This window comes from Limosilactobacillus balticus (assembly GCF_014145615.1).
Taxonomy (GTDB): Bacteria; Bacillota; Bacilli; order Lactobacillales; family Lactobacillaceae; genus Limosilactobacillus; species Limosilactobacillus balticus.
Window position 1 is genome coordinate 122,135 of sequence record NZ_JACIVH010000069.1, and the last position, 21,059, is coordinate 143,193.

24 protein-coding genes, 1 other RNA gene, 1 pseudogene and 1 other annotated feature are annotated in these 21,059 nt (G+C 37.6%); of the genes and pseudogenes, 7 read left to right on the forward strand and 19 right to left on the reverse strand.

Annotation, left to right across the window (positions count from 1 at the left end; translation table 11 throughout):
• Window positions 1–155 precede the first annotated feature (155 nt).
• The 12 genes from H5S10_RS07560 to tadA all read right to left on the reverse strand — a co-directional run bounded on the left by H5S10_RS07560 (window position 156) and on the right by tadA (window position 7,993).
• Window positions 156–917, reverse strand: coding sequence for an acyl-[acyl-carrier-protein] thioesterase (locus tag H5S10_RS07560; protein ID WP_182586214.1), 762 nt, complete (start codon window positions 915–917; stop codon window positions 156–158).
• A 9-nt stretch (window positions 918–926) separates the two neighbouring features.
• Entirely contained in the window at window positions 927–1,793 is an 867-nt protein-coding gene (gene rsmI, locus H5S10_RS07565) for a 16S rRNA (cytidine(1402)-2'-O)-methyltransferase (RefSeq protein ID WP_182589209.1), read from the reverse strand.
• Window positions 1,794–1,801: 8 nt separating this feature from the next.
• Window positions 1,802–2,152 carry a DNA replication initiation control protein YabA gene (locus H5S10_RS07570; RefSeq protein ID WP_134988577.1) on the reverse strand — a complete coding sequence of 117 codons (351 nt, stop codon included), beginning with the start codon at window positions 2,150–2,152 and terminating at the stop codon, window positions 1,802–1,804.
• Between the two features lie 10 nt (window positions 2,153–2,162).
• Complete coding sequence (gene holB / locus H5S10_RS07575) at window positions 2,163–3,176, reverse strand: DNA polymerase III subunit delta' (protein WP_182586216.1); 1,014 nt, start codon at window positions 3,174–3,176, stop codon at window positions 2,163–2,165.
• 14 nt (window positions 3,177–3,190) lie between these two features.
• On the reverse strand, window positions 3,191–3,514 hold the full coding sequence (locus H5S10_RS07580; RefSeq protein ID WP_003670516.1) for a cyclic-di-AMP receptor: 324 nt from the start codon (window positions 3,512–3,514) through the stop codon (window positions 3,191–3,193).
• A gap of 19 nt (window positions 3,515–3,533) precedes the next feature.
• The gene (tmk, locus tag H5S10_RS07585; protein ID WP_182586217.1) at window positions 3,534–4,175 is read right to left on the reverse strand and encodes a dTMP kinase; all 642 of its coding nucleotides are present in this window, start codon (window positions 4,173–4,175) and stop codon (window positions 3,534–3,536) included.
• 9 nt (window positions 4,176–4,184) lie between these two features.
• Window positions 4,185–4,433 carry a YaaL family protein gene (locus H5S10_RS07590; RefSeq protein ID WP_182586218.1) on the reverse strand — a complete coding sequence of 83 codons (249 nt, stop codon included), beginning with the start codon at window positions 4,431–4,433 and terminating at the stop codon, window positions 4,185–4,187.
• A 4-nt stretch (window positions 4,434–4,437) separates the two neighbouring features.
• Window positions 4,438–5,040, reverse strand: coding sequence for a recombination mediator RecR (recR, locus tag H5S10_RS07595; protein ID WP_318531307.1), 603 nt, complete (start codon window positions 5,038–5,040; stop codon window positions 4,438–4,440).
• 3 nt (window positions 5,041–5,043) lie between these two features.
• Window positions 5,044–5,352, reverse strand: a complete 309-nt coding sequence (locus H5S10_RS07600) for a YbaB/EbfC family nucleoid-associated protein (protein ID WP_231795496.1) — start codon at window positions 5,350–5,352, stop codon at window positions 5,044–5,046.
• A gap of 20 nt (window positions 5,353–5,372) precedes the next feature.
• Window positions 5,373–7,208, reverse strand: coding sequence for a DNA polymerase III subunit gamma/tau (dnaX, locus tag H5S10_RS07605; protein WP_182589211.1), 1,836 nt, complete (start codon window positions 7,206–7,208; stop codon window positions 5,373–5,375).
• A 139-nt stretch (window positions 7,209–7,347) separates the two neighbouring features.
• An RNA gene (gene ffs, locus H5S10_RS07610) (signal recognition particle sRNA small type) lies at window positions 7,348–7,445 on the reverse strand.
• Between the two features lie 35 nt (window positions 7,446–7,480).
• A complete protein-coding gene (gene tadA / locus H5S10_RS07615; protein ID WP_182586222.1) occupies window positions 7,481–7,993 on the reverse strand; it encodes a tRNA adenosine(34) deaminase TadA in 513 nt (170 codons plus the stop codon).
• 257 nt (window positions 7,994–8,250) lie between these two features.
• Between tadA and nrdH the strand changes: the two genes are divergently transcribed.
• The 4 genes from nrdH (at window position 8,251) to adhE (ending at window position 14,869) form a co-directional block, all read left to right on the forward strand.
• A complete protein-coding gene (gene nrdH / locus H5S10_RS07620) occupies window positions 8,251–8,472 on the forward strand; it encodes a glutaredoxin-like protein NrdH (RefSeq protein ID WP_003666324.1) in 222 nt (73 codons plus the stop codon).
• 99 nt (window positions 8,473–8,571) lie between these two features.
• Window positions 8,572–10,743, forward strand: a complete 2,172-nt coding sequence (gene nrdE / locus H5S10_RS07625; RefSeq protein ID WP_182589212.1) for a class 1b ribonucleoside-diphosphate reductase subunit alpha — start codon at window positions 8,572–8,574, stop codon at window positions 10,741–10,743.
• 114 nt (window positions 10,744–10,857) lie between these two features.
• Entirely contained in the window at window positions 10,858–11,877 is a 1,020-nt protein-coding gene (nrdF, locus tag H5S10_RS07630; RefSeq protein WP_003666319.1) for a class 1b ribonucleoside-diphosphate reductase subunit beta, read from the forward strand.
• Between the two features lie 355 nt (window positions 11,878–12,232).
• A complete protein-coding gene (adhE, locus tag H5S10_RS07635; RefSeq protein ID WP_182586224.1) occupies window positions 12,233–14,869 on the forward strand; it encodes a bifunctional acetaldehyde-CoA/alcohol dehydrogenase in 2,637 nt (878 codons plus the stop codon).
• A 99-nt stretch (window positions 14,870–14,968) separates the two neighbouring features.
• On the opposite strand, the gene H5S10_RS07640 is transcribed toward adhE, so the two are convergent.
• Genes H5S10_RS07640 through H5S10_RS07650 form a run of 3 tightly spaced genes read right to left on the reverse strand, consistent with a single transcriptional unit; the run spans window position 14,969 to window position 16,661 of the window.
• Window positions 14,969–15,724: a DUF4097 family beta strand repeat-containing protein gene (locus tag H5S10_RS07640; protein ID WP_182589213.1), complete on the reverse strand. Its 756-nt coding sequence runs from the start codon at window positions 15,722–15,724 to the stop codon at window positions 14,969–14,971.
• On the reverse strand, window positions 15,725–16,336 hold the full coding sequence (locus H5S10_RS07645; protein ID WP_182586226.1) for a DUF1700 domain-containing protein: 612 nt from the start codon (window positions 16,334–16,336) through the stop codon (window positions 15,725–15,727).
• The gene (locus H5S10_RS07650; protein WP_182586227.1) at window positions 16,329–16,661 is read right to left on the reverse strand and encodes a PadR family transcriptional regulator; all 333 of its coding nucleotides are present in this window, start codon (window positions 16,659–16,661) and stop codon (window positions 16,329–16,331) included. The genes H5S10_RS07645 and H5S10_RS07650 overlap by 8 nt, the downstream gene beginning before the upstream one ends.
• A 189-nt stretch (window positions 16,662–16,850) precedes the next feature.
• On the opposite strand from H5S10_RS07650, the gene mscL reads away from it, so the two are divergent.
• The 3 genes from mscL (at window position 16,851) to H5S10_RS07665 (ending at window position 18,009) form a co-directional block, all read left to right on the forward strand.
• Window positions 16,851–17,222, forward strand: a complete 372-nt coding sequence (gene mscL / locus H5S10_RS07655) for a large-conductance mechanosensitive channel protein MscL (RefSeq protein ID WP_182589214.1) — start codon at window positions 16,851–16,853, stop codon at window positions 17,220–17,222.
• Between the two features lie 133 nt (window positions 17,223–17,355).
• On the forward strand, window positions 17,356–17,586 hold the full coding sequence (locus H5S10_RS07660; RefSeq protein ID WP_182586229.1) for a hypothetical protein: 231 nt from the start codon (window positions 17,356–17,358) through the stop codon (window positions 17,584–17,586).
• Window positions 17,587–17,724: 138 nt separating this feature from the next.
• Window positions 17,725–18,009 (forward strand): hypothetical protein, encoded by a 285-nt coding sequence (locus H5S10_RS07665; RefSeq protein WP_035154984.1) that lies wholly within the window; start codon window positions 17,725–17,727, stop codon window positions 18,007–18,009.
• Between the two features lie 185 nt (window positions 18,010–18,194).
• Here H5S10_RS07665 and rplL read toward each other — a convergent pair whose 3' ends face one another.
• From rplL to H5S10_RS07680, 4 genes and pseudogenes are all read right to left on the reverse strand, one after another.
• Complete coding sequence (gene rplL, locus H5S10_RS07670; RefSeq protein ID WP_182586230.1) at window positions 18,195–18,560, reverse strand: 50S ribosomal protein L7/L12; 366 nt, start codon at window positions 18,558–18,560, stop codon at window positions 18,195–18,197.
• 62 nt (window positions 18,561–18,622) lie between these two features.
• Complete coding sequence (gene rplJ / locus H5S10_RS07675; protein ID WP_003666309.1) at window positions 18,623–19,123, reverse strand: 50S ribosomal protein L10; 501 nt, start codon at window positions 19,121–19,123, stop codon at window positions 18,623–18,625.
• Window positions 19,124–19,155: 32 nt separating this feature from the next.
• Window positions 19,156–19,274, reverse strand: a sequence feature (ribosomal protein L10 leader region).
• Window positions 19,275–19,346: 72 nt separating this feature from the next.
• A pseudogene (locus tag H5S10_RS10595) lies at window positions 19,347–19,453 on the reverse strand (non-hydrolyzing UDP-N-acetylglucosamine 2-epimerase); the annotation flags it as partial.
• A gap of 178 nt (window positions 19,454–19,631) precedes the next feature.
• A complete protein-coding gene (locus H5S10_RS07680) occupies window positions 19,632–20,825 on the reverse strand; it encodes an aminotransferase-like domain-containing protein (protein ID WP_182589216.1) in 1,194 nt (397 codons plus the stop codon).
• Between the last annotated feature and the right edge of the window lie 234 nt (window positions 20,826–21,059).

The following is a 21,059-nucleotide window of genomic DNA, read 5'->3' on the forward strand; positions in this document are numbered from 1 at the left end:
CTCCTCATAATTACTACTATTCATAGAATACCATCTTCCTTTAAATGTCTCTACATTAAACCATTTAAGATCTTTTTGTCTACATTTAGGACTAAAATAAAATAGCAACTAATTTCCTGCCTAGAAACCAGTCACTATTATTCATTGATTAATTTTTAATACCATTCTATCTCAGCAATTGCATCAAGCTGCTCACCAACATCAATTTGATGGTAAGTTACCTTTTCCTTGTTTTTTTGGAGCTTATTAACTTTGCTTTCCACAATTTCTCCATTGCGTACCTCTTGAAGATACTGCAAATTAAATTTCTTTATCTGACTTTCTCGTAAAAAATCACGTCCAAGCGGATCAAGAAGCCAATCAAAGTAACGCGCATTATTAACATGGTGATTAGCATCAAGGTCAAAATAACGAACTTGATAATTTTTCTTTATTACCGAAGCGTTTTCATTCAATTTGTGAGGTCGTTTTAGACGAGGAATTCTTTTCGCAATCGGAGCATTAAACGGTTCAATTAAAGCTGGTGGAATTGATTGCATTCGCCGCGTCTTTAGATTCATAAACACAAAAATCGACCTAATTCGTGCATATTCAATCTGGTGTTCTTTATCCGTTATCCAAAAATCACGAACAGCAAAAAAGCGGTTGTAGGAAACAGCTTTTGTTCCTAAAATAATTGTTTCACCAAAAGAAGGTTGTTTTGCGAAAAGCTGTCCTTCATAGCCACTAACTACCCACGTACCGCCAGTAGCTTGTATTTCTTCGGTTCCCATTCCTAAAGCCATACTATGCTCATCAGATACCATGGAAATCATACTTAATATCATACTCAAGCTTGGATGACTTGTTTCATCACACTCATAATATGTTAATAAGTGCGACATTTCGAATATCTGTGCTTCTTGCTTTAACTCCATACTTTTCTCCTACAGTTGGTGATATTGTTTATATAATTCCTGGCGTTTTATATTATTTTTCTTTGCTACCAGCTTAATTGCGGCATTAGTGGAAAGTCCATTTAAAATTTCCTTGTCAACTTGCTCTGTTAAAGGTAATTCAATATCATTATCCTTCTTATCTGTGGGGTGTTCATTCCCAGCTACTAGAATAACAAATTCTCCTCGTGGTTGGTGATCTGCAAACCAGGCAGTTACTTCAGCAAGCGTTCCCCGGGTAAACTCTTCATAGCGTTTAGTGAGTTCCCGTGCTAAAACAACCTGCCGTTCATCACCAAAAACTTCCGCCATCGTAGCTAAAGTCTTTTTTAAGCGGTGAGGAGCTTCATAAAAAATCATCGTTTCTTTACGCTCTTTCAATTGCTCCAGCACCGTTACTTGTTGCTGGTGTTTGCGCTCTAAAAAGCCAAAAAAGTAAAACGGCTGAGGAACTAACCCCGAAGCGATAAGAGCCGTTAACCCTGCATTAGCTCCTGGAAGCGGAATCACTGGCAATCCCTCTCTAACTGCCGCCGCTACCAATTCCTTGCCGGGGTCAGAAATCGAAGGCATCCCTGCATCACTGCACTGGGCAATCGAATAACCAGCTTTTAATTTCGCAATTAATTCTGGAACACGTTGTTCAGTATTATGCTCATGAAAACTAATTTGACGGGTCGATATATCAAAATGGTTTAATAGTTGCTGAGTATGACGCGTATCTTCAGCAGCAATCAGATCCACTTCTTTTAAGGTTTTAATTGCACGGAAAGTCATATCATCTAAATTTCCAATTGGTGTTGGAACCAAATATAAGCTTCCTGATTGATGATCATTAAAACTACTAATTTGCTGCATACTATCTCCTATTTTGTCATTCCTTGTTCATGTCCAAATATTGCATCTAAACAAAAAGTACAAGATTCATTAGGCTCAAGACGTTTACCATAGTACTCACTACAAACATGAAATCCCTGTTGGTAAAGTTCTTTTAGATTTTGTCGTGATCCAGATAATTGATTTTCACTATGATGTGGCTGTTTTTCTTTAATCATCTGACGTAAATGCTTGTTTTCAATTGAAAGTTCCACATTTTCCTCAGAAATAGCAATAATTTTTGCCTGCAACTGTTCCATTTTATCAACCAAGTCCTGAGTCTGGTTCTTCACCTGCGCAAATTGTTCATAAAGATTATCTGAACTATATTCTTCACTCATCTTTTCGCCCCTAACTAATGCCTAAAACCTGCACAAGTCGAATCGTTAATTGTTCAACAATATTTTGAAAACTAATATTTTGTTCTAACATGTGACGAGTCTCTAACGTTAACTGACTAGCTGCTAACAATTGTTGAGGAGAATATTTTCTAACTACTTCTCCTATTTCTCCTAAATTATTATTAAAGTGAAGACGATTGGTAGCTGTAATTCCCGAATTTACTATTAGTGTATCACGCCAAATTAAGGTAATTAGGTCCAAAACTACTTGTTGTTTATCGCGGTCGGTAGCTACTTTTTGCAGATTTGTCTGAACATCAACAAAGCCTAGCATCCCATTTCTAGTTGTATCTTGATACCACTGAATGACACCTTTAACCGCACTCGCAAACCAATTATCTTCTTGCCATTGTTCAATCATTGCAACGGAATCTGTAATCCCAACAGCAATCTGTTGTTGAGATTGGGGAATATTATGTTCGGTTAAAACTGTTAACAATGCATCTCGTTTTAATGGTGGTAGTTCAATCACCTGTGTTCGTGATCGAATCGTTGGTAAGACAGCACTTTTATTTGTCGTTAGCATAAAAATATAAACGCCAGTCCCGGGTTCTTCAATAAATTTCAGAAGACTATTTGCTGCCCCATTTGTCATTTTATCAGCATCTTTAATAATAAAAATTTTCTTATTGCCTTCCACAGCACTCTTAGAAAATTCTGCTTTTAAATGACGAATTTCATCAACCTTTATTTGGCGACCTTCTGGAGCAGCATAGACAATGTCAGGATGGTTTCCAGACAGAATTCGCTGACACTCAGCACAATTTAAGTCTGGTTTATTGTCCAGGGGATGAAGACAAAATAACCGTAACGATAACCATTGGACGATTGACATCTTTCCTGAGCCCCCTGGCCCAACAAACAAATAAGCATGAGCAAGTTCATTATTTGATAATATTTTTTGAAAACGAGTAATTATTGCTGGTTGTAATTTTTCTGCACGTGTTTGTTCCTGTTCAGCCAACCATCTTCACCTACTTAAAATTTAATGAAGTCTTCTACTGGCAATACAAAGACAGTTGCGCCACCAATCTTTACGTTAACAGGAAATGCCGAGCCTCCTTCAACATCCATATGCATTTGTGATGTAACATATTGTTCACGTGACTCAGCATTCTTTTTGATTACTGATAATACTTCTTGAACACGTTCGTCCTCAATCCCAATTAAAAATGTCGCGTTTCCTTCACGAAGGAAGCCACCAGTTGTTGATAATTGAGTAACGTGAATATCAGCCTTATTAAATGCTTTTCGTAAACGATTGCTATCTTTTGATTGAACAATTGCAATAATCATTTTCATTATTAATCACCCTTTTTTATTAAAACAAATCTGAAAACCGGTCATGAATTGTTGCTTTTACATCCTCAATTACTTTTTCTAATGGCTGGCTTGCATCAATTAACTTTATTCGTTCTGGATATTTCTCGTAAAGTTTCAAGTAAGATTGGCGAACAGTTTGATGGAAATTAAGTTTTTCCTTATCTAATCGATTAACTTGATTGGCACGATGCTCGGCTATCCGTCTTAAGCCAATTTCCGATTCAATATCAAGGTAAATTGTCAACGCTGGCATTAACCCATCAATTGCAAACTGATTAATTTGCCAAATCTCTTTTTCTCCAAGGCCACGACCTGCTCCTTGGTAAGTAATGGAGCTATCCACAAAGCGATCACACAGAATAACTTTACCCGCGTTCAAACCCGGAATTATTTCTGAAACAATATGTTGCCGACGAGCAGCAGCAAAAAGCAATGCTTCTGTTCGTCCATCCATATCGGTATTTCGACCATCAAATAGTACCTGGCGAATTTGCTCAGAAATCTTATTACCACCCGGCTCACGGGTATACATAACTTTTTCTGTGCCAAGCTGATCTTCTAATTGTTGTTGAATCTGTTGAATTACGCTTGTCTTGCCAGCTCCATCTGGTCCTTCAAATGATATAAATTTACCGTCCATTTCTCTCTCCTAGCGATCAATTACTCCATCATTTAATGTCCCGTGAACCTTAAATTTACGAGCAATTTTGTATAGGTATAAAAATTTCTGTTCTTGAATCCGAGAACGATAATGAAGTTCACTATTGACATTGGCTTCATATACTGCTCGTTCAGTTTCACGTGCATGATCCCAACTGGCCTTAGTAGAATATACCGCTTCTAGTAGGCGTCGATTTCGTTCACGTTCCACTTCTTTAGTTGGCCGCTTAAAAAACATTTTCCTACATCTCCGTTCGCCCTTGCACTGCTTTGAATAAAGTCATCTCATCAGCATAGTCAATATCAGCACCTACTGATAACCCATGCGCCAACCGAGTAACCTTAATTCCTGCAGGCTTAATTAGCTTAGCGAGGTAACCGGCCGTTAACTCACCATCCGATGAAGCATTAGTTGCAATAATAATTTCCTTTACTTCATCATCTTTCTTTAGCCGTTTAAGTAAGCTTGTAATATTAATATCTTCTGGGCCTGTTCCTGCAACTGGAGAAATAACACCGTGAAGGACATGGTATAAACCATGATATTCATGCATCCGTTCCATTGCCATAACGTCTTGCGACTGCTCAACAACTAAAATTTGCGAATGATCACGAGTCTTATCGCAACAAATTGGACAAGGATCGTCTTCAGTAATGTTGCCACAAATACTACAGTTATGAAGGTCTCTTTTAGCCGATAGAAGAGATTTGGCAAAGTTCGTTACATCATCTTCTTGCATGCTCAGAGTATAGAACGCCAGTCGAGTTGCAGTCTTTTGCCCGATTCCTGGCAACTTAGTATAACTTTCGATTAATTTCGCTAATGGTTCTGGATATTGGATCACTTTTTACAACCCCATACCTTGCGTATATTTACCAAGCTTTTGTTGAGTAGCATCATTGACTTGCTTCATGCCATCTTTCACAGCAGCAATTACCAAATCTTGAAGCATCTCAATATCATCTGGATCAACTGCTTCTGGCTTAATCTTTAAGTCAAGTAATTGGTTATCCCCACTAAATGTAGCAGTCACCATATCATCTGGGGCCTTCCCTACAAATTCCTGTTTAGCAAGTTCTTCATGTTCAGCCATCATTTTCTTTTGCATTGCCTTAGCTTGTTTCATCATTTGTTGCATATTCATTCCACGCATCATAATATCATCCATCCTTTTTCTTAATTATCTTCTATTTTAACAATATCACTACCAAATAGCTTCTGTGCTGTTGCTACCTGATTATCTTCTTGAGGTGACGTTGCTTCAGTCAGTGCCTCATCTTCTGGCGGTAACGGTGGTTCTTCTGGCGGTACTGGTGTAGCTGCAGAGGTTTGTCCGCTTCCTTCAGTTGTTTGCGGTTTTTGTTTGCTAGGTTGCGTCTTTTGTTGCTTGTTACCAAAGCCATGATCCTTAATAAAGTCTTGCCGAATTTTTGGCCACTTATCTTTAGGTACAAAAACAACTTGCCGTTCATTCCCAGTTAAACGTTGCAAAGCATTTTCCATATTCTCTAATAATGTTGTATCATCAGCCGCTTGCTGGAATAAGAAAGGATAATCAAAAGCAACAATTATTCCCACAGCGCTAGCAGCAACTGGTTGTGAAACATGGAGTAAGGACCGTTGTGGTACCGACAATAGGTTCAACATATCCCCCCATAACTCACGAACATTTATTAAATCCTGACGAGTCGCATTTTCTAACACTGGGTAAATCTTATTGAGATTAACCTGCACTTTCTTTTGTTGCACTCGTGGCTGTTCATTTTGTTGCCGAGGTGATGGTCGACTAGCCTTTACCGGCATATTCTGCAACTGCTTTACTGTTTGTTGCAATTGCTGAATCTCTTGTTGTAATTTTTCAATGGTCTTAGTAGCTTCAGTATTTGTAGTCAAAGAAACTGCTGGTGCCGATTGAGTATTCTTTTGTGGCTCGATCTGTGCAAGCTTTATCGTGAGAACTTCCAAGTATACATCTGGATGAGTCGTAAAGCGCATCTCTTCTTGGATATTATTTAGTTCATCGATCATTTGGTATAAGGTCGCTGAAGAAGCAAGTTGGACTATTTCTTCAAAGTCTTCCTTCTTTAGTCCTGTACTTTCAACACTAATCAAGCTTGGCGATTCTTGGTACAACAGAATATCCCGAATAAAGGAAATCAAGTCTTCGATAAAACGCTGACCATCTTTTCCCTCATCCAAAATATCTTTCATGGTATCAAGAGCAGTCGCCCCTTCATGTTTACTAATTTCTATAAAGTACTTCTTTAATAACTGTTTAGTAACACTTCCTGTAACTAATAAAGCATCGTCCAACTTTACCTCATTATCACTGAAAGAAAGAACCTGGTCAAGGATACTCAATGCATCCCGCATCCCTCCTTCAGCAGCATTTGCAATTACCCATAATGCTTTTTCATCATAAGTGACTTCCTTTTGCTCAAGGATATATTTCATTCGATCAAATGCATCTTCTGCTGAAATTCGTCGAAAATCAAATCGCTGAACCCTTGAGATAATTGTTAAAGGAATTTTATGGGGTTCTGTAGTTGCAAGAATAAAAATTACATTGGCTGGTGGTTCTTCAAGCGTCTTTAGTAATGCATTAAAGGCCCCCGTTGAAAGCATGTGAACTTCATCAATTATATAAACCTTGTAATCCGCTTGGGTAGGGGCATATTTTGCCTTGTCCCGAATATCCCGAATCTCTTCAACCCCATTATTAGAAGCCGCATCGATTTCAATTACATCATTTAATTGTCCGTTCGTAATTGCTTTGCAAATCTCACACTCATTACATGGTTCGCCATCCTTAGAGTGATGACAATTAACCGCTTTAGCAAAAATTTTTGCCGCTGAGGTTTTACCAGTACCACGTGGACCAGCGAACAAGTATGCATGGCTTATCTGGTGAGTGATGATGGCGTTTTTTAGGGTTCTTGTAACAATCTGTTGACCGACAAGATCATCGAATCGCTGTGGTCGCCAGACACGATATAATGCCTGATAACTCATCGCTAGACTCCCTTTCTGAATTTAAAATACTATAAAATATTATACAAGGAATTAAGCACATAAAGTAGTTAAAATCCATTTTAACTGAAATTTAAAAATAAAAAAGACCCGCAACAAATTATTACGAGTCAGCTTAATTATCAATAAAACTTAGAGCACAAGGTATATCATACTTAGTGCTGCTTCCTTCCAGACCTGACACGGTTCGTAAGCATACCCTTGCTCTAAGGCCTTACGGCAAATAGTATAATACACTATTTTTCTTTAAATTACTAGGGGTTAGTCTTATTTTTTCGGCGGGCTTCTTTCCGACGGCGACGAATTTCACGGAAAAAGTTTTTTAGCATTTGACTACACTCACCCCTTAAAACACCAGAATGGACATTAACTTGATGGTTCAAACGTGAATCACTTAATAGATGGTACAAGCTATCAACTGCTCCTGCTTTCGGATCAGTGGCACCATAATAAACATTTTTTATTCGTGCATTGATAATAGCACCGCTACACATAATACAAGGTTCTAACGTAACATATAAGTCACAATCTTCTAAACGCCAACTTCCTAAATTCGTGCATGCTTCCATAATTGCAAGCATTTCTGCGTGATAGGTAACATCTTGAAACTTTTCACGCATATTATGGCCACGTCCGATTACCTGTCCATCATGGACAACAATCGCACCAATTGGTACTTCATCTAAAATTCTGGCTTGTTTTGCTTCTGCAATAGCCATCTTCATAAATTTTTGTTGTTCAGATAATGATGAATTAATTTTTTCCATTCTTTTTCTCCAACTACTTAAAATTACCCTGCTTTTCAGTGTATAATAATAGACTAGTTTTTCAAATTAATTTTATTAATCACCTGCTTAAGTATTTTATCAAAAAAAGTTTCACAGGTGTTAATCACCAGCTTAAGCACTATATATTGTGTTTCACTATTTTGCAAGCACGAAATATAGTGCTTTTTTAATTGATTTTTTCTAATTCATCGTTATACTAGAAAACATCGACTAATCGTTTAGGAGGCCTCGTGAAGATGGTAACTGTATTTTCAAAAAATAATTGTATTCAATGCAAGATGACAAAACGTTTCCTTGAGCAGCACAAAATTTCATTTATTGAACATAACATCGATGAACAACCAGAATACATATCTCAACTTAAGTCTGAAGGTTTTATGGCAACTCCAGTTGTAAAGCTTCCTAACGGTCAAGCTTTTTCTGGCTTTCGTCCTGATCAATTAAACCAACTTGCCTAAGTTTAAATAAACTAATATTTTGCCAGGCATCAATTCGCTATTGGTGCGCTGGCTTCTTTATTGACATAATCAAATTTATTCAGAAAGTGAGTTATTAAAATGGCGTTATCCGATATCGATATGACCAAAGTTAAATATTACGATTATAACAACGAAGTAAATATCCCCAAAAACGGACAAATTCAACTAGATAAAGATAAATTGGCTTTAGAAGACTTTATCAAAAATAATGTTGAGCCAAATACCAAAAACTTTTCTTCATTAAAAGAACGTTTTCAATGGTTAGAAGAAAATGATTATATTGAAGAAGGATTTATGAATAAATATAGTGAAGCATTCATTGAAAAGCTTTACGAATATTTAAAAGCACAAAACTTCCACTTCCATTCTTTTATGGCTGCTTATAAGTTTTATGCTCAATATGCCTTACGAACAAATGATAAAGAGTACTACCTTGAAAACTATATCGATCGGGTCGCAATGAATGCTCTTTACCTCGCTAATGGTGATGAAGAGTTAGCAATGCAACTTGCTGATGAAATCATCCACCAACGTTATCAACCCGCGACTCCGACCTTCCTCAATGTTGGGCGTAAACGTCGGGGAGAATTTGTTTCTTGTTTTGCTATTCAAACAACGGATGACATGAATACCATTGGCCGAACAATCAATTCAGCCCTCCAACTTTCTAAAATTGGTGGTGGTGTTGGAATCAATTTAAGCAACCTTCGTGAAGCTGGCGCACCAATCAAGAAAATCCAAGGTGCTGCTAGTGGAGTTGTTCCTGTAATGAAGCTCTTAGAAGATAGTTTTTCCTATTCTAATCAGCTTGGACAGCGACAGGGGGCTGGAGTCGTTTACCTAAGCGTCTTCCACCCAGATATTATTGAATTCTTAGGGGCTAAAAAGGAAAACGCTGATGAAAAGATTCGTTTAAAGACCCTTTCACTAGGCATTACTGTTCCTGATAAGTTTTATGAATTAGTAGAACAAAATGCTGATATGTACTTGTTTAGTCCCTATGATGTTGAACGAGTATATGGGATGCCATTCTCCTATGTCGATATCACAAAAGAATACGATAATTTAGTAGCAAACGATGATATTCGAAAAAAGAAAGTTAATGCCCGGGACTTAGAGGACGAAATCAGCAAACTTCAACAAGAATCAGGTTATCCCTACATTATTAATATCGATACAGAAAACCGGGATAATCCGATTAATGGAAAAATTGTGATGAGTAATTTATGTTCAGAAATTGCTCAAGTACAAGTACCAGCTCGAGTAAATGATGATCAATCATACTCAGAAATGGGAATTGATATCAGTTGTAATCTTGGTTCAACCAATATTGCTAACATGATGGAGAGCCCTGACTTCGGTAAATCAATTAAGGCAATGATGCGGGGCCTAACCCGAATCAGTGATGTAGAAGACCTAGATGTTGTTCCAACTATTCAAAATGGAAATCGGCTTGCCCATTCAGTTGGTTTGGGGGCAATGGGATTGCATAGCTATCTCGCTAAGCACCATATTCAATACGGAAGTCCGGTTGCAATTGAATTTACAGGCGTTTACTTTATGCTCCTAAACTATTGGTCATTGGTGGCATCAAATGAAATTGCCAAAGAGCGGCAGGAAACTTTCCACGATTTTAAGAATAGTAAATATGCGGATGGTTCTTATTTTGAAAAATATGTCACTAGGGATTGGGGCCCACAATCTGATGTTGTTAAAGGCCTTTTTGAGGGTATTTTTATCCCTGGAATTGAAGATTGGAAGAAATTGAAAGAGAATGTGATGCAAGACGGTCTTTATAATCAATATCGTCTTGCTGTAGCGCCAAACGGTTCAACTTCCTACATTAATGACTCAACTGCTAGTCTGCATCCAATCATTAATCGTGTTGAAGAACGGCAGGAAAAGATGATCGGTAAAATTTATTATCCCGCTCCATACCTTTCAAACGATACAATGCCCTACTATCGTTCAGCTTACGATATGGATATGCGAAAGGTCATTGATACATATGCAGCTGCACAACAGCACATCGATCAATCTCTTTCAATGACCCTCTTTATGCGATCAACAATTCCTGCAGGCCTTTATGAATGGAAGAATGGACGTACAGATAAAATGACTACCCGTGATTTAAATATCTTACGGCACTATGCCTACAAACGCGGTATCAAGTCAATTTACTACATTCGAACATTTACTGATGATAGCGATGAAATTGGCGCAAACCAATGTGAAAGCTGTGTTATCTAAGCCTAATCAGAATTTGATTTAAACGTTGGGCACTGGTAAACTTGTTATTATGTATACAAATGGCTTTTGGTATCTTAATTTATTAAAAGCAACGTATTTGGAGGAGCTCAATCAATGAAACTGGAAGAATTTAAACCTGTAAATCAATATAAAGCAATCAACTGGAATGAAGTTTCCGACATGATCGATAAAGCTACCTGGGAAAAGCTAACAGAACAGTTCTGGCTTGATACCCGGATTCCTGTTGCCAATGATATGGATGATTGGCGTGAATTAGACGATGATCATCAATGGACTGTCGGACATGTTTTTGGTGGTCTAACCCTTCTAGATACTGTCCAATCAGAAGCAGGATTAACTGCCCTTAAAGAAGATGTTAAAACTCCTCATGAAACAGCTGTTCTTAACAACATCCAATTTATGGAATCAGTTCACGCTAAAAGTTACTCAACTATTTTCTCTACTCTTAATACCCCAGATCAAATCAAAGAAATCTTTGAATGGTCCGATACTGAAGAATATCTGCAAAATAAGGCTGTCAAAATTGCAAATATGTACCTTGATCCAAGTCAAGATCCACTAAAAAAGAAAGTAGCCAACGTTTTCCTTGAAACTTTCTTATTCTATTCTGGTTTCTACACTCCCCTTTATTATCTTGGTCACAATAAGTTAAATAACGTGGCCGAAATCATTAAGCTAATTTTACGGGATGAATCAGTTCATGGGACATATATTGGATACAAGTTCCAAGTCGGATTGCGTGATCGAACGGAAAAACAACAACAAGATATGAAGGATTGGATGTATAATTTCCTTTATGAACTATATGATAATGAAGAAAAATATACTCATCTCCTTTACGATCAAGTTGGTTGGACAGATGATGTATTAACCTTCATCCGTTACAATGCTAATAAAGCGCTTATGAACCTTGGCCAAGATCCGCTATTCCCTGATACTGCTTCTGATGTTAACCCAGTTGTTATGAACGGGATTTCTACCTCAACCTCTAACCATGATTTCTTTAGCCAAGTCGGCAATGGATATCGCATGGGTGCCGTTGAAGCAATGAATGATAGCGATTATAACGTTAAAGATCCAAACGCTGGAAAAGATCTTAATGCACGCGATTAATAAAAAAAGTCACCTTTTTTGGGTGGCTTTTTTATTATTCTCAACAATAATCTTTCAGCGATTAGTTAATTTAATAACTATCTAAGTTCAATCAATATATTATCCTTTATATTGAATTTGTGAAATGCGTTTCAATCGATGATGGTTATCGAATCTATCACCTCTTAGCCTTAAAAATAATACCAATGTTTTTTGCTGTTATATAACTATTACAAAGACAGTGTTGTAAGCGAATTCATAACAGATAACCATTGTTTAAACATTCACAAAAGTATTTACAAAGCAAAAAAATGTAGTAACATTATACATGTTCAAAGGTTAACAAAGAAAAGAATTGAAAAAGGAGATTTCAATTATGCCTGCTAACAACAAAAAACAAGTTGAAAAAAACGTATTAACTGAAGAAGAAAAAAAGCAAAATGCGCAAAACTTAGTTGATGACTTAATTGCCAAAAGTGAAGCTGCTTTTGAACAATTACGTTATTACTCACAGGAACAAGTCGACAAAATTTGTCAAGCAATGGCACTTGCTGCTGAAGAACACCACATGGACCTAGCAGTCGATGCTGCTGAAGAAACAGGTCGTGGTGTTGCTGAAGATAAGGCAATTAAAAACATCTACGCAAGTGAATATATTTGGAACAACATCCGTCATGACAAGACTGTTGGTATTATCAAGGATAATGACGAAGACCAAACAATCACGATTGCTGATCCTCTTGGTATCATTGCTGGAATTGTTCCAGTTACTAACCCTACTTCAACTACTATTTTCAAATCAATTATTAGTGCTAAGACGCGGAATACAATTATCTTCTCTTTCCACCGTCAAGCAATGAAATCATCCATTAAGACTGCTAAAATTCTCCAAGAAGCAGCTGAAAAAGCGGGAGCCCCAAAGAACATGATTCAATGGCTTCCTGAAAGTACTCGGGAAAACACCACTGCATTATTGCAACACCCAAAGACTGCTACTATTCTTGCAACTGGTGGTCCATCCCTTGTTAAAGCTGCTTACAGTTCCGGTAATCCTGCCCTTGGTGTTGGTCCTGGTAACGGTCCAGCCTACATTGAAAAGACTGCTAACATTGAACGGTCAGTTTACGACATCGTTCTTTCCAAAACATTTGATAACGGAATGATTTGTGCTACTGAGAACTCAATTGTTGTTGATGAAGAAATTTACGATAAGGTTAAGGAAGAATTTAAGAAGTGGAACTGTTACTTCTTAAAGCCTGATGAAATTGATAAGTTTACTGATGGCTTTATTGATCCAGACCGTCACCAAGTTCGTGGTCCAATTGCTGGTCGTTCTGCCAATGCCATCGCTGACATGTGTGGAATTGATGTTCCAGAAAACACGAAGGTTATCATTGCTGAATATGAAGGTGTTGGTGACAAGTACCCACTTTCAGCCGAAAAACTTTCACCAGTATTGACAATGTACAAGGCAACTTCTCACGAAAACGCCTTTGACATCTGTGCCCAATTATTACACTACGGTGGTGAAGGACATACTGCTGCCATCCACACCCTTGATGATGACTTAGCTACTAAGTACGGTCTTGAGATGCGTGCTTCCCGGATTATCGTTAACTCCCCATCTGGTATTGGTGGTATTGGTAATATCTACAACAATATGACCCCATCCCTTACTTTAGGTACAGGCTCATATGGTGGTAATTCCATTTCACACAACGTTACTGATTGGGACCTCTTAAACATCAAAACAATTGCTAAGCGGCGTGAAAATCGTCAATGGGTTAAGATCCCCCCAAAAGTATACTTTCAACGCAACTCACTAAAAGAATTGCAAGATATTCCAAACATTAACCGGGCATTCATCGTTACCGGTCCAGGAATGAGCAAACGGGGTTACGTTCAACGCGTCATTGATCAATTACGTCAACGGCAAAATGACACTGCCTTCTTAGTATTTGATGATGTTGAAGAAGACCCATCAACAAACACCGTTGAAAAAGGTGTTGCCATGATGAACGACTTCAAGCCAGACACAATTATTGCCCTCGGTGGTGGTTCACCAATGGATGCTGCCAAGGCAATGTGGATGTTCTATGAGCACCCAGAAACATCATGGTACGGTGTTATGCAAAAGTACCTCGATATCCGTAAGCGTGCTTACCAAATCAAGAAGCCTACTAAGTCACAACTTATCGGTATTCCTACTACGTCTGGTACTGGTTCAGAAGTTACCCCATTCGCGGTTATCACTGATTCCAAGACTCATGTTAAATACCCACTTGCTGACTATGCACTTACACCAAATATTGCGATTGTTGACTCTCAATTTGTTGAAACTGTTCCAGCAAAAACCACTGCTTGGACTGGACTAGACGTTTTATGTCACGCTACTGAATCATATGTTTCTGTTATGGCAACTGATTACACTCGTGGTTGGTCACTACAAACTATCAAGGGTGTTATGGAAAACCTTCCTAAGTCCGTTCAAGGTGATAAGTTAGCTCGTCGTAAGATGCATGACTTCTCAACAATGGCTGGTATGGCATTTGGTCAAGCCTTCTTAGGAATTAACCACTCCCTTGCCCACAAAATGGGTGGAGCATTCGGTCTTCCTCATGGTTTACTTATCGCTATTGCAATGCCACAAGTAATTCGCTTTAACGCAAAACGTCCACAAAAACTTGCTCTCTGGCCTCACTATGAGACTTACCATGCAACTAAGGACTACGCTGACATTGCACGGTTCATTGGTTTGAAAGGTAACACTGATGAAGAATTAGCTGAAGCATATGCTAAGAAAGTTATCGAACTCGCTCACGAATGTGGTGTTAAACTTAGTCTTAAGGACAATGGCGTTACACGTGAAGAATTTGATAAGGCCGTTGACGATCTTGCTCGCTTAGCTTACGAAGATCAATGTACTACTACTAACCCAGTTGAACCACTTGTTAGCCAACTCAAGGAATTACTTGAACGTTGCTATGATGGTACGGGCGTTGAAGAAAAATAATCCAGCGCATAATTAAAAATTAAGACTTTTCTCCTATTAAAAAGCCCCTTGATATCTAACTACCTAGATGTCGAGGGGCTTTTATTGATCTTAGTCAACTTAATTTACTTCATTATCACCAGATTGCGTTATTAAGCGAAGCACGTTTTCTGCATCATCATTTTGATGTAAGGTTTCTTCACCCTTGTCTTCACCATTAAGTTCATTATCACCTGCATCAGTCTTTAGGAAATAACCATCAACAGTTGTGTTTGTGACCGTATTATCGCCAGACTGATTATTAACAGTATATTGGCCTTGAACTGTTAAATCATGTCCTGTAAAGTTACCTGACAAAAGTTTTGTACTTCCACCGCGTAATGTAACTTGATGATATTCAACGTCGCCTGCACCACTGTTAACATCAATATTGTCCATTTTAACTTTAGAAACTGTTAAATCACCACTTTCTAAATGAATGCGACCCGCTAAGGCTTGATCATGCGGGATAGTCACAATGATTAAATCTTGGTGAGGCTGATAATCGTTAAAGTTAAAGACAAGCGGAAATCCACCAGTTTGACGAATTGAAGCAACGTTATTATGAACAGTTACTGCCGGAGTATGCTTACCTACACCAGAATAAGTAATCTGATATTTCTTACCTTCACGAACTACTACATTAGCTGTCGATGCTGATATATCAATTCGTTCAAAATATTTATTAGTACTTATCGTTTTAGTGTGAGAATGAAAAATTGCTGGACGATTGTTTTCAAAATAAACGGCCTTGTTACCATTATTAAAGAAGCCTATTCCAAGGAGAACTACTCCTAAGATTAAAATAATTAATCCTACCTTAAACGTTTTTTTCATTTACTTTTTCCTCCTTGCCTGCACTTTTGCATAAATGAATTTAGCAAAATTTGCAATCCCTTGAACAATAACTCTGATTAACCAGTAGATTAAAGGCAAACAAACAAGGAATAAGCCGATGAGGGTCACTCCTAATCCAAGATAAAATAGTCCACTGAACAAGTTTGTCGCAATTAAACCGATTCCAACATAAAGAGATATAATCGCTATGGCAGCAACTCCAAAGATCAAGACAATTATTCCAGCGATTAAACCGAATGCGACTCCCCCTGCTGCCAACAATAGTGCTAATAAGGCAATTCCTAGCCCAAATGTTATTGGTGAAGTAATAATCGCTACTAGCACCCACCAAAAGACACGCCAACTAGAATGAGGTGAAGCAGGGTGTCCTTCTTTAATAGACTCATTATTAGCTTTAATTGAATAATCGGCTAATATCTTATGGCTTAACTGTCGTGGTGTGCCTAACCGTTCCTCAATTGATGTTCGGTTTTCTAGTCCAGCATCTGCAATATACTCATCATAAAATTCTAAGGCATCATTTCGTTCTTCATCAGTCAATTGTCTTAAATATATTGATAAATCATTGATGTATTTTTGACGTTCATTCATCTTTATCTTCTCCCTCACCTAACCCATAAAAAACACTATCTAAACTATTTTTATAATCATTCCATAACTTACGAATACGTTGTAAGTGTTCCTTGCCGGCCTCTGTAATTTGATAATAACGGCGATTGCGTCCCTGATAAGGCTGATCATAAATTGTTAAATAGCCATCTTTCTTTAACCGGCGTAAAACGGGATACATTGTTGATTCGGAAATGGTAATAGCTGATTGCATTCGCTGGGTTAGGGCATACCCATAATAATCTTTGTGTTCAAGAATTGCTAAGACCATCCCATCGAGTAAGTCTGCTGTAATTTGAATCTTCATTCTATCCCTCCTTTTTAATCAGTAATATTATATGAAATATAATATAATAGTTGAATATAGTATACAAGTATTATTTAAAAATAAATTAAATATCCCTGTGTCATCTCATAAAAGAACTAAGCATATAATCCTGTTTGATATAATTATAATTGAAGTTATCCCCCCTAGAACTAGAAGGAGGTCTATTTTATGTTAAAAGAATTCAAAACATTCATTGCCCGTGGTAGCGTTATTGACATGGCAGTTGGGATAATTGTCGGTGCAGCTTTTACATCAATCGTAAAATCATTAGTTAATAACCTTATCAACCCCCTTATTGGCCTATTTATTGGTCGAATTGACTTATCTAACCTTGTCTTGACAGTCGGCGACGCTCAGTTTAAATACGGAAGTTTTCTAAATGCGGTCATTAATTTCCTAATTATTTCCTTTGTCGTTTTCTTAATGGTAAAAGCAATCAACACTTTCCGCAAAAAAGAAGATAAAAAAACAGAGACTCCAAGTGAAGAAGTTATGTATCTCAAAGAAATTGCTGAACTTCTAAAAAAGAATAAAGAATAATAAAAATGCTGGTTAAAAGTTTTTAATCAGCAGTTTTATTATTGTATAATATTTTTATTTTTATGCCTTATTATTGGAATTGAATTTATATACTTGTTACTATCATGGTAGGACAACAAAAGAGGTGATAATTATGTTTAAAAAGAAAAATTGTCCTACGTCAAATAGCCAAAAAAATGCAACCAATGCATACCAAAAGGGTTATGATCAGGCAGTTAAAGATTATAAAGCACTAGAACCTTTCCGGAAGTATCCACAACGAATTATTAATGTCACCAATAAGTTTATTAAAGGTAAGATGCATGCTCTTCGTGACTATGTTGACGGGTATGAAGATGCTAAGCAACAACTTTCCCAAAATTAGTAAAGCATTACCAATTATTGTAAATAACTTCAATTGCTAATCACACCGTGTAATACTTTTTCGAATGTTGCTATTCATCATTCATTAGTTCAATCCGCGTTTATTAACGTTTACCTAGGCCCTAAGGAGGGATATCTCATGTTATTTAATGTTATTTTTTGGATCTTAGCTATTTGGTTTGTCATTAATGTTATTTGGATGTGGTTCCAGCTTAATAATCAAATACTACAAAAGACTTTCGCTTGGATCAATGTTTGTGCAATTGTTATCGGTTTCTGGGTTTATTATGGTGTATCACATGATGCAAGCGCAATCAATGGGTGGTTTATTGCTATGAACTGGGTTAACATCGCGATCGCTGCTATTCAATTCTACTTTGGTTACCGTACAAGTGACGATAGTACTACCCACCCTGCAAAGTAGGCTTGTTGACTTTTTTGAACTTTCCTATTTCTAAAATTTTTGCACGCATCATAAAATAGCTCCTCATTTATTAAATAATGGGAGCTATTTTCGTATTATATAAGGAACCCCTCATATAAATTCCAACTAAAAAAGAGTTACAAGAAACAGCTTCTTGTAACTCTTTTTTATTTAATAATTTAAGACTACTTAAGGGTAACAGTAGCACCAGCGGCTTCAAGTTTTTCCTTGATTTCGTTGGCTTCGTCTTCCTTAAGACCTTCCTTGATAACAGAAGGAGCACCGTCAACAAGGTCCTTCGCATCCTTAAGACCTGCACCAGTGATGTCCTTAACAGCCTTAATAACTTTAACCTTAGCAGAACCTGCTTCAGTTAATTCAACATCAAAGCTGTCCTTAGCAGCAGCGTCGCCACCAGCAGCACCTGCAACTGCAACTGGAGCAGCAGCAGAAACGTCGAATTCTTCTTCGATTGCCTTAACTAAGTCGTTAAGGTCAGAGATTGATGCTTCCTTTAATGAAGCAATGATAGCATCCTTATCAAAAGCCATGTTTATTTCCTCCAATATTTAGGTAATTAAATTTAAATTTGTATTGTATTGATATACGGCAATTATGCGGCTTCGTCTTCCTTGTCGGCAATAGCCTTGACTGCGCGAGCAATCTTCCGCATTGGATCTTGTAATGCAGATGCAAGCATTGACAACAGTTCTTCGCGACCTGGCATATTTGCGTATTCGTTGATTTCGTCAAGAGTCTTAACACTCTTTTCGATGAAACCACCCTTGATTTCAAGAGCGTCGTGGTCATCAGCGAACTTCTTCAAGATCTTAGCTGGAGCAATTGGGTCTTCGTCAGAGAAGGCAACAGCAGTTGGTCCAACAAAAGTAGAACGAAGATCTTCGTAGTCAGTACCTTCAACAGCACGATCAAGAATCTTGTTCTTGATAACTGACATTTGGATACCAGCATCACGAAGTTGCTTACGTAAGTCAGTAACTTCCGCAACGGTTAAACCACGGTAATCAACAACGATAGCACTTTGAGCTGCATTAAGCATATCAGTAGTTTGCTTAACGATTTCAGCTTTCTTAGCAATAGCTGCTTCACTCATGAATTTTCACCTCCTGCAATGTTTTTTTGATCGGATTTATTAAAAAATCCCTATGACCGCAGACATAGAGAAGGAACTTTCATTTCTTCCTCGGCAGGCATCTAATTAAGGCTTTCGCCACCTGAGTCTTAGGCAGAGTCATATTTAATCAACTGTTACAGTTTAACATATCTCCCAAACTTCTGTAAAGAGACTTTTTATAATTCTTTTTTTGGATTGCACTTCATTTAGTAATAGTATTTAAAATCTGTTTACTTGCATGCCTATCCCATAAGGCTTCTGTGCCTTACTCATTTTATTATATTCTTCCGGATTATCTAATAGTGAAGATATCTCTTCCGTTACATCATTAAATTTCGTACAGCACAGTACAATAATAGATCTCCAACGCCCGGTACTATCAAGTGTTAGAGACCTATTATTGCTTATGGGAGTTCTTCTGTCTCGCTCCCTTAATCATTTAAATTCGAAATTTTATTAGGATTGTATTTATTAATGGCTAAAATAATTACTTATTAACTGCAGCAGTTAAGGCCGCTCCTAAACGTTTTAAACCGACTTCAATCTGATCTTCTCGCATATTTGAATAGTTCAAGCGGAAAGCACCAGGTTGAGGTTCACTAGCAAAGAATGGATCACCGGGAACAAAAGCTACATCATGTTCAAGGCATTCCTTGAATAACTCTACAGTATCGTCAACACCAGGAACTTCTACCCATAAGAACATACCACCTTCAGGATCTGTATATTTAACTCCTTCCGGGAAGTATTTTTTAATTCCCTCAAGCATTAAATCTTTACGTTTGCCGTATAAATCGCTAATCTCTTTAACATGCGCATCCACATCGTTATCGGCAAAGAATTGGGCAACCGCGAATTGAGCTAAGTTATCTGTATGGAGGTCAGCTGATTGCTTAAGAACCGTTAATTTATTAACTACATTTTTATCAGCAACCAACCATCCTAAACGAAATCCTGGGGCTAACGTCTTTGAAAATGTACTCATGTAAAGGACATGACCTGATTTATCAAATGACTTAACTGCTGGTACATGCTCACCAGCAAAACGAATTTCACCATATGGATTATCTTCTAGTACATATACATCGTATTTTTCTGCTAATTCAGCTAACTGCTTTCGTCGTTCTTCAATCATAGTTCGTCCAGTTGGATTTTGGAAGTTTGGCACAGTATAGATGAGTTTAGTATTTGGATTAGCCTTTAATGCTTCTTCCAATGCATCCATCTTCATCCCATCTTCATCCATTTCAACACTAGCAAAATTAGCACCGTAAGAACGAAAAACATCTAAAGCACACAAGTATGTTGGTTGTTCAACTAATACAGTATCCCCAGGGTCAACAAAAGCCTTGCCCACTAAATCTAAGGCCTGTTCTGACCCCGTTGTTACTAAAACATTTTTTAATTCAGAGTCAACATTTTCTTTTTCCGTTACATGCTGTTGAATAACCTCACGCAAAACTGTGACTCCTTTCGCCGCTCCATACTGCATCGCTTCTTGACCATGCTCTTCAAAAACCTTATCAACAGCTGCTTTCATTTCTTTAACAGGAAACAATTCGGGTGCCGGCAATCCCCCAGCAAATGAAATAATCTTAGGATCCGCCGCTGCTTGTAAAATTGCACCAACCGCATCCGTACCATCTGCTGGAACACGCTTTGAATATTTAAATTGTGTCATTGTCGTCACTCCTTAATTAGTTTTAAACTCAAATGATAAAATCTAATTATTTTTTAATTATTTTATCATTGATTAATAATATAGCACAACAAATCTCTATTGTGAAGTAAAAATTGATCGAGTAGGAGATAATTGATTATTTCAATTATCGACCTCTCACACCACCGTACGTACGGTTCCGTATACGGCGGTTCGACAACTTAATCACATTGAATTGACTGGAGCGTCTTGGAC

Coding starts and splice junctions, on each gene's coding strand:
- adhE (WP_182586224.1), top strand. CDS start 12,233: ATGCCTGCTAACAACAAAAAACAAGTTGAAAAAAACGTATTAACTGAA.
- tmk (WP_182586217.1), bottom strand. CDS start 4,175: ATGGACGGTAAATTTATATCATTTGAAGGACCAGATGGAGCTGGCAAG.
- rplJ (WP_003666309.1), bottom strand. CDS start 19,123: ATGAGTGAAGCAGCTATTGCTAAGAAAGCTGAAATCGTTAAGCAAACT.
- H5S10_RS07660 (WP_182586229.1), top strand. CDS start 17,356: ATGTTTAAAAAGAAAAATTGTCCTACGTCAAATAGCCAAAAAAATGCA.
- H5S10_RS07570 (WP_134988577.1), bottom strand. CDS start 2,152: ATGAGTGAAGAATATAGTTCAGATAATCTTTATGAACAATTTGCGCAG.
- nrdF (WP_003666319.1), top strand. CDS start 10,858: ATGAAACTGGAAGAATTTAAACCTGTAAATCAATATAAAGCAATCAAC.
- H5S10_RS07665 (WP_035154984.1), top strand. CDS start 17,725: ATGTTATTTAATGTTATTTTTTGGATCTTAGCTATTTGGTTTGTCATT.
- H5S10_RS07590 (WP_182586218.1), bottom strand. CDS start 4,433: ATGTTTTTTAAGCGGCCAACTAAAGAAGTGGAACGTGAACGAAATCGA.
- H5S10_RS07640 (WP_182589213.1), bottom strand. CDS start 15,724: ATGAAAAAAACGTTTAAGGTAGGATTAATTATTTTAATCTTAGGAGTA.
- dnaX (WP_182589211.1), bottom strand. CDS start 7,208: ATGAGTTATCAGGCATTATATCGTGTCTGGCGACCACAGCGATTCGAT.
- H5S10_RS07560 (WP_182586214.1), bottom strand. CDS start 917: ATGGAGTTAAAGCAAGAAGCACAGATATTCGAAATGTCGCACTTATTA.
- H5S10_RS07580 (WP_003670516.1), bottom strand. CDS start 3,514: ATGAAAATGATTATTGCAATTGTTCAATCAAAAGATAGCAATCGTTTA.
- nrdE (WP_182589212.1), top strand. CDS start 8,572: ATGGCGTTATCCGATATCGATATGACCAAAGTTAAATATTACGATTAT.
- H5S10_RS07650 (WP_182586227.1), bottom strand. CDS start 16,661: ATGAAGATTCAAATTACAGCAGACTTACTCGATGGGATGGTCTTAGCA.
- nrdH (WP_003666324.1), top strand. CDS start 8,251: ATGGTAACTGTATTTTCAAAAAATAATTGTATTCAATGCAAGATGACA.
- H5S10_RS07680 (WP_182589216.1), bottom strand. CDS start 20,825: ATGACACAATTTAAATATTCAAAGCGTGTTCCAGCAGATGGTACGGAT.
- tadA (WP_182586222.1), bottom strand. CDS start 7,993: ATGGAAAAAATTAATTCATCATTATCTGAACAACAAAAATTTATGAAG.
- rsmI (WP_182589209.1), bottom strand. CDS start 1,793: ATGCAGCAAATTAGTAGTTTTAATGATCATCAATCAGGAAGCTTATAT.
- rplL (WP_182586230.1), bottom strand. CDS start 18,560: ATGGCTTTTGATAAGGATGCTATCATTGCTTCATTAAAGGAAGCATCA.
- mscL (WP_182589214.1), top strand. CDS start 16,851: ATGTTAAAAGAATTCAAAACATTCATTGCCCGTGGTAGCGTTATTGAC.
- H5S10_RS07645 (WP_182586226.1), bottom strand. CDS start 16,336: ATGAATGAACGTCAAAAATACATCAATGATTTATCAATATATTTAAGA.
- H5S10_RS07600 (WP_231795496.1), bottom strand. CDS start 5,352: ATGATGCGTGGAATGAATATGCAACAAATGATGAAACAAGCTAAGGCA.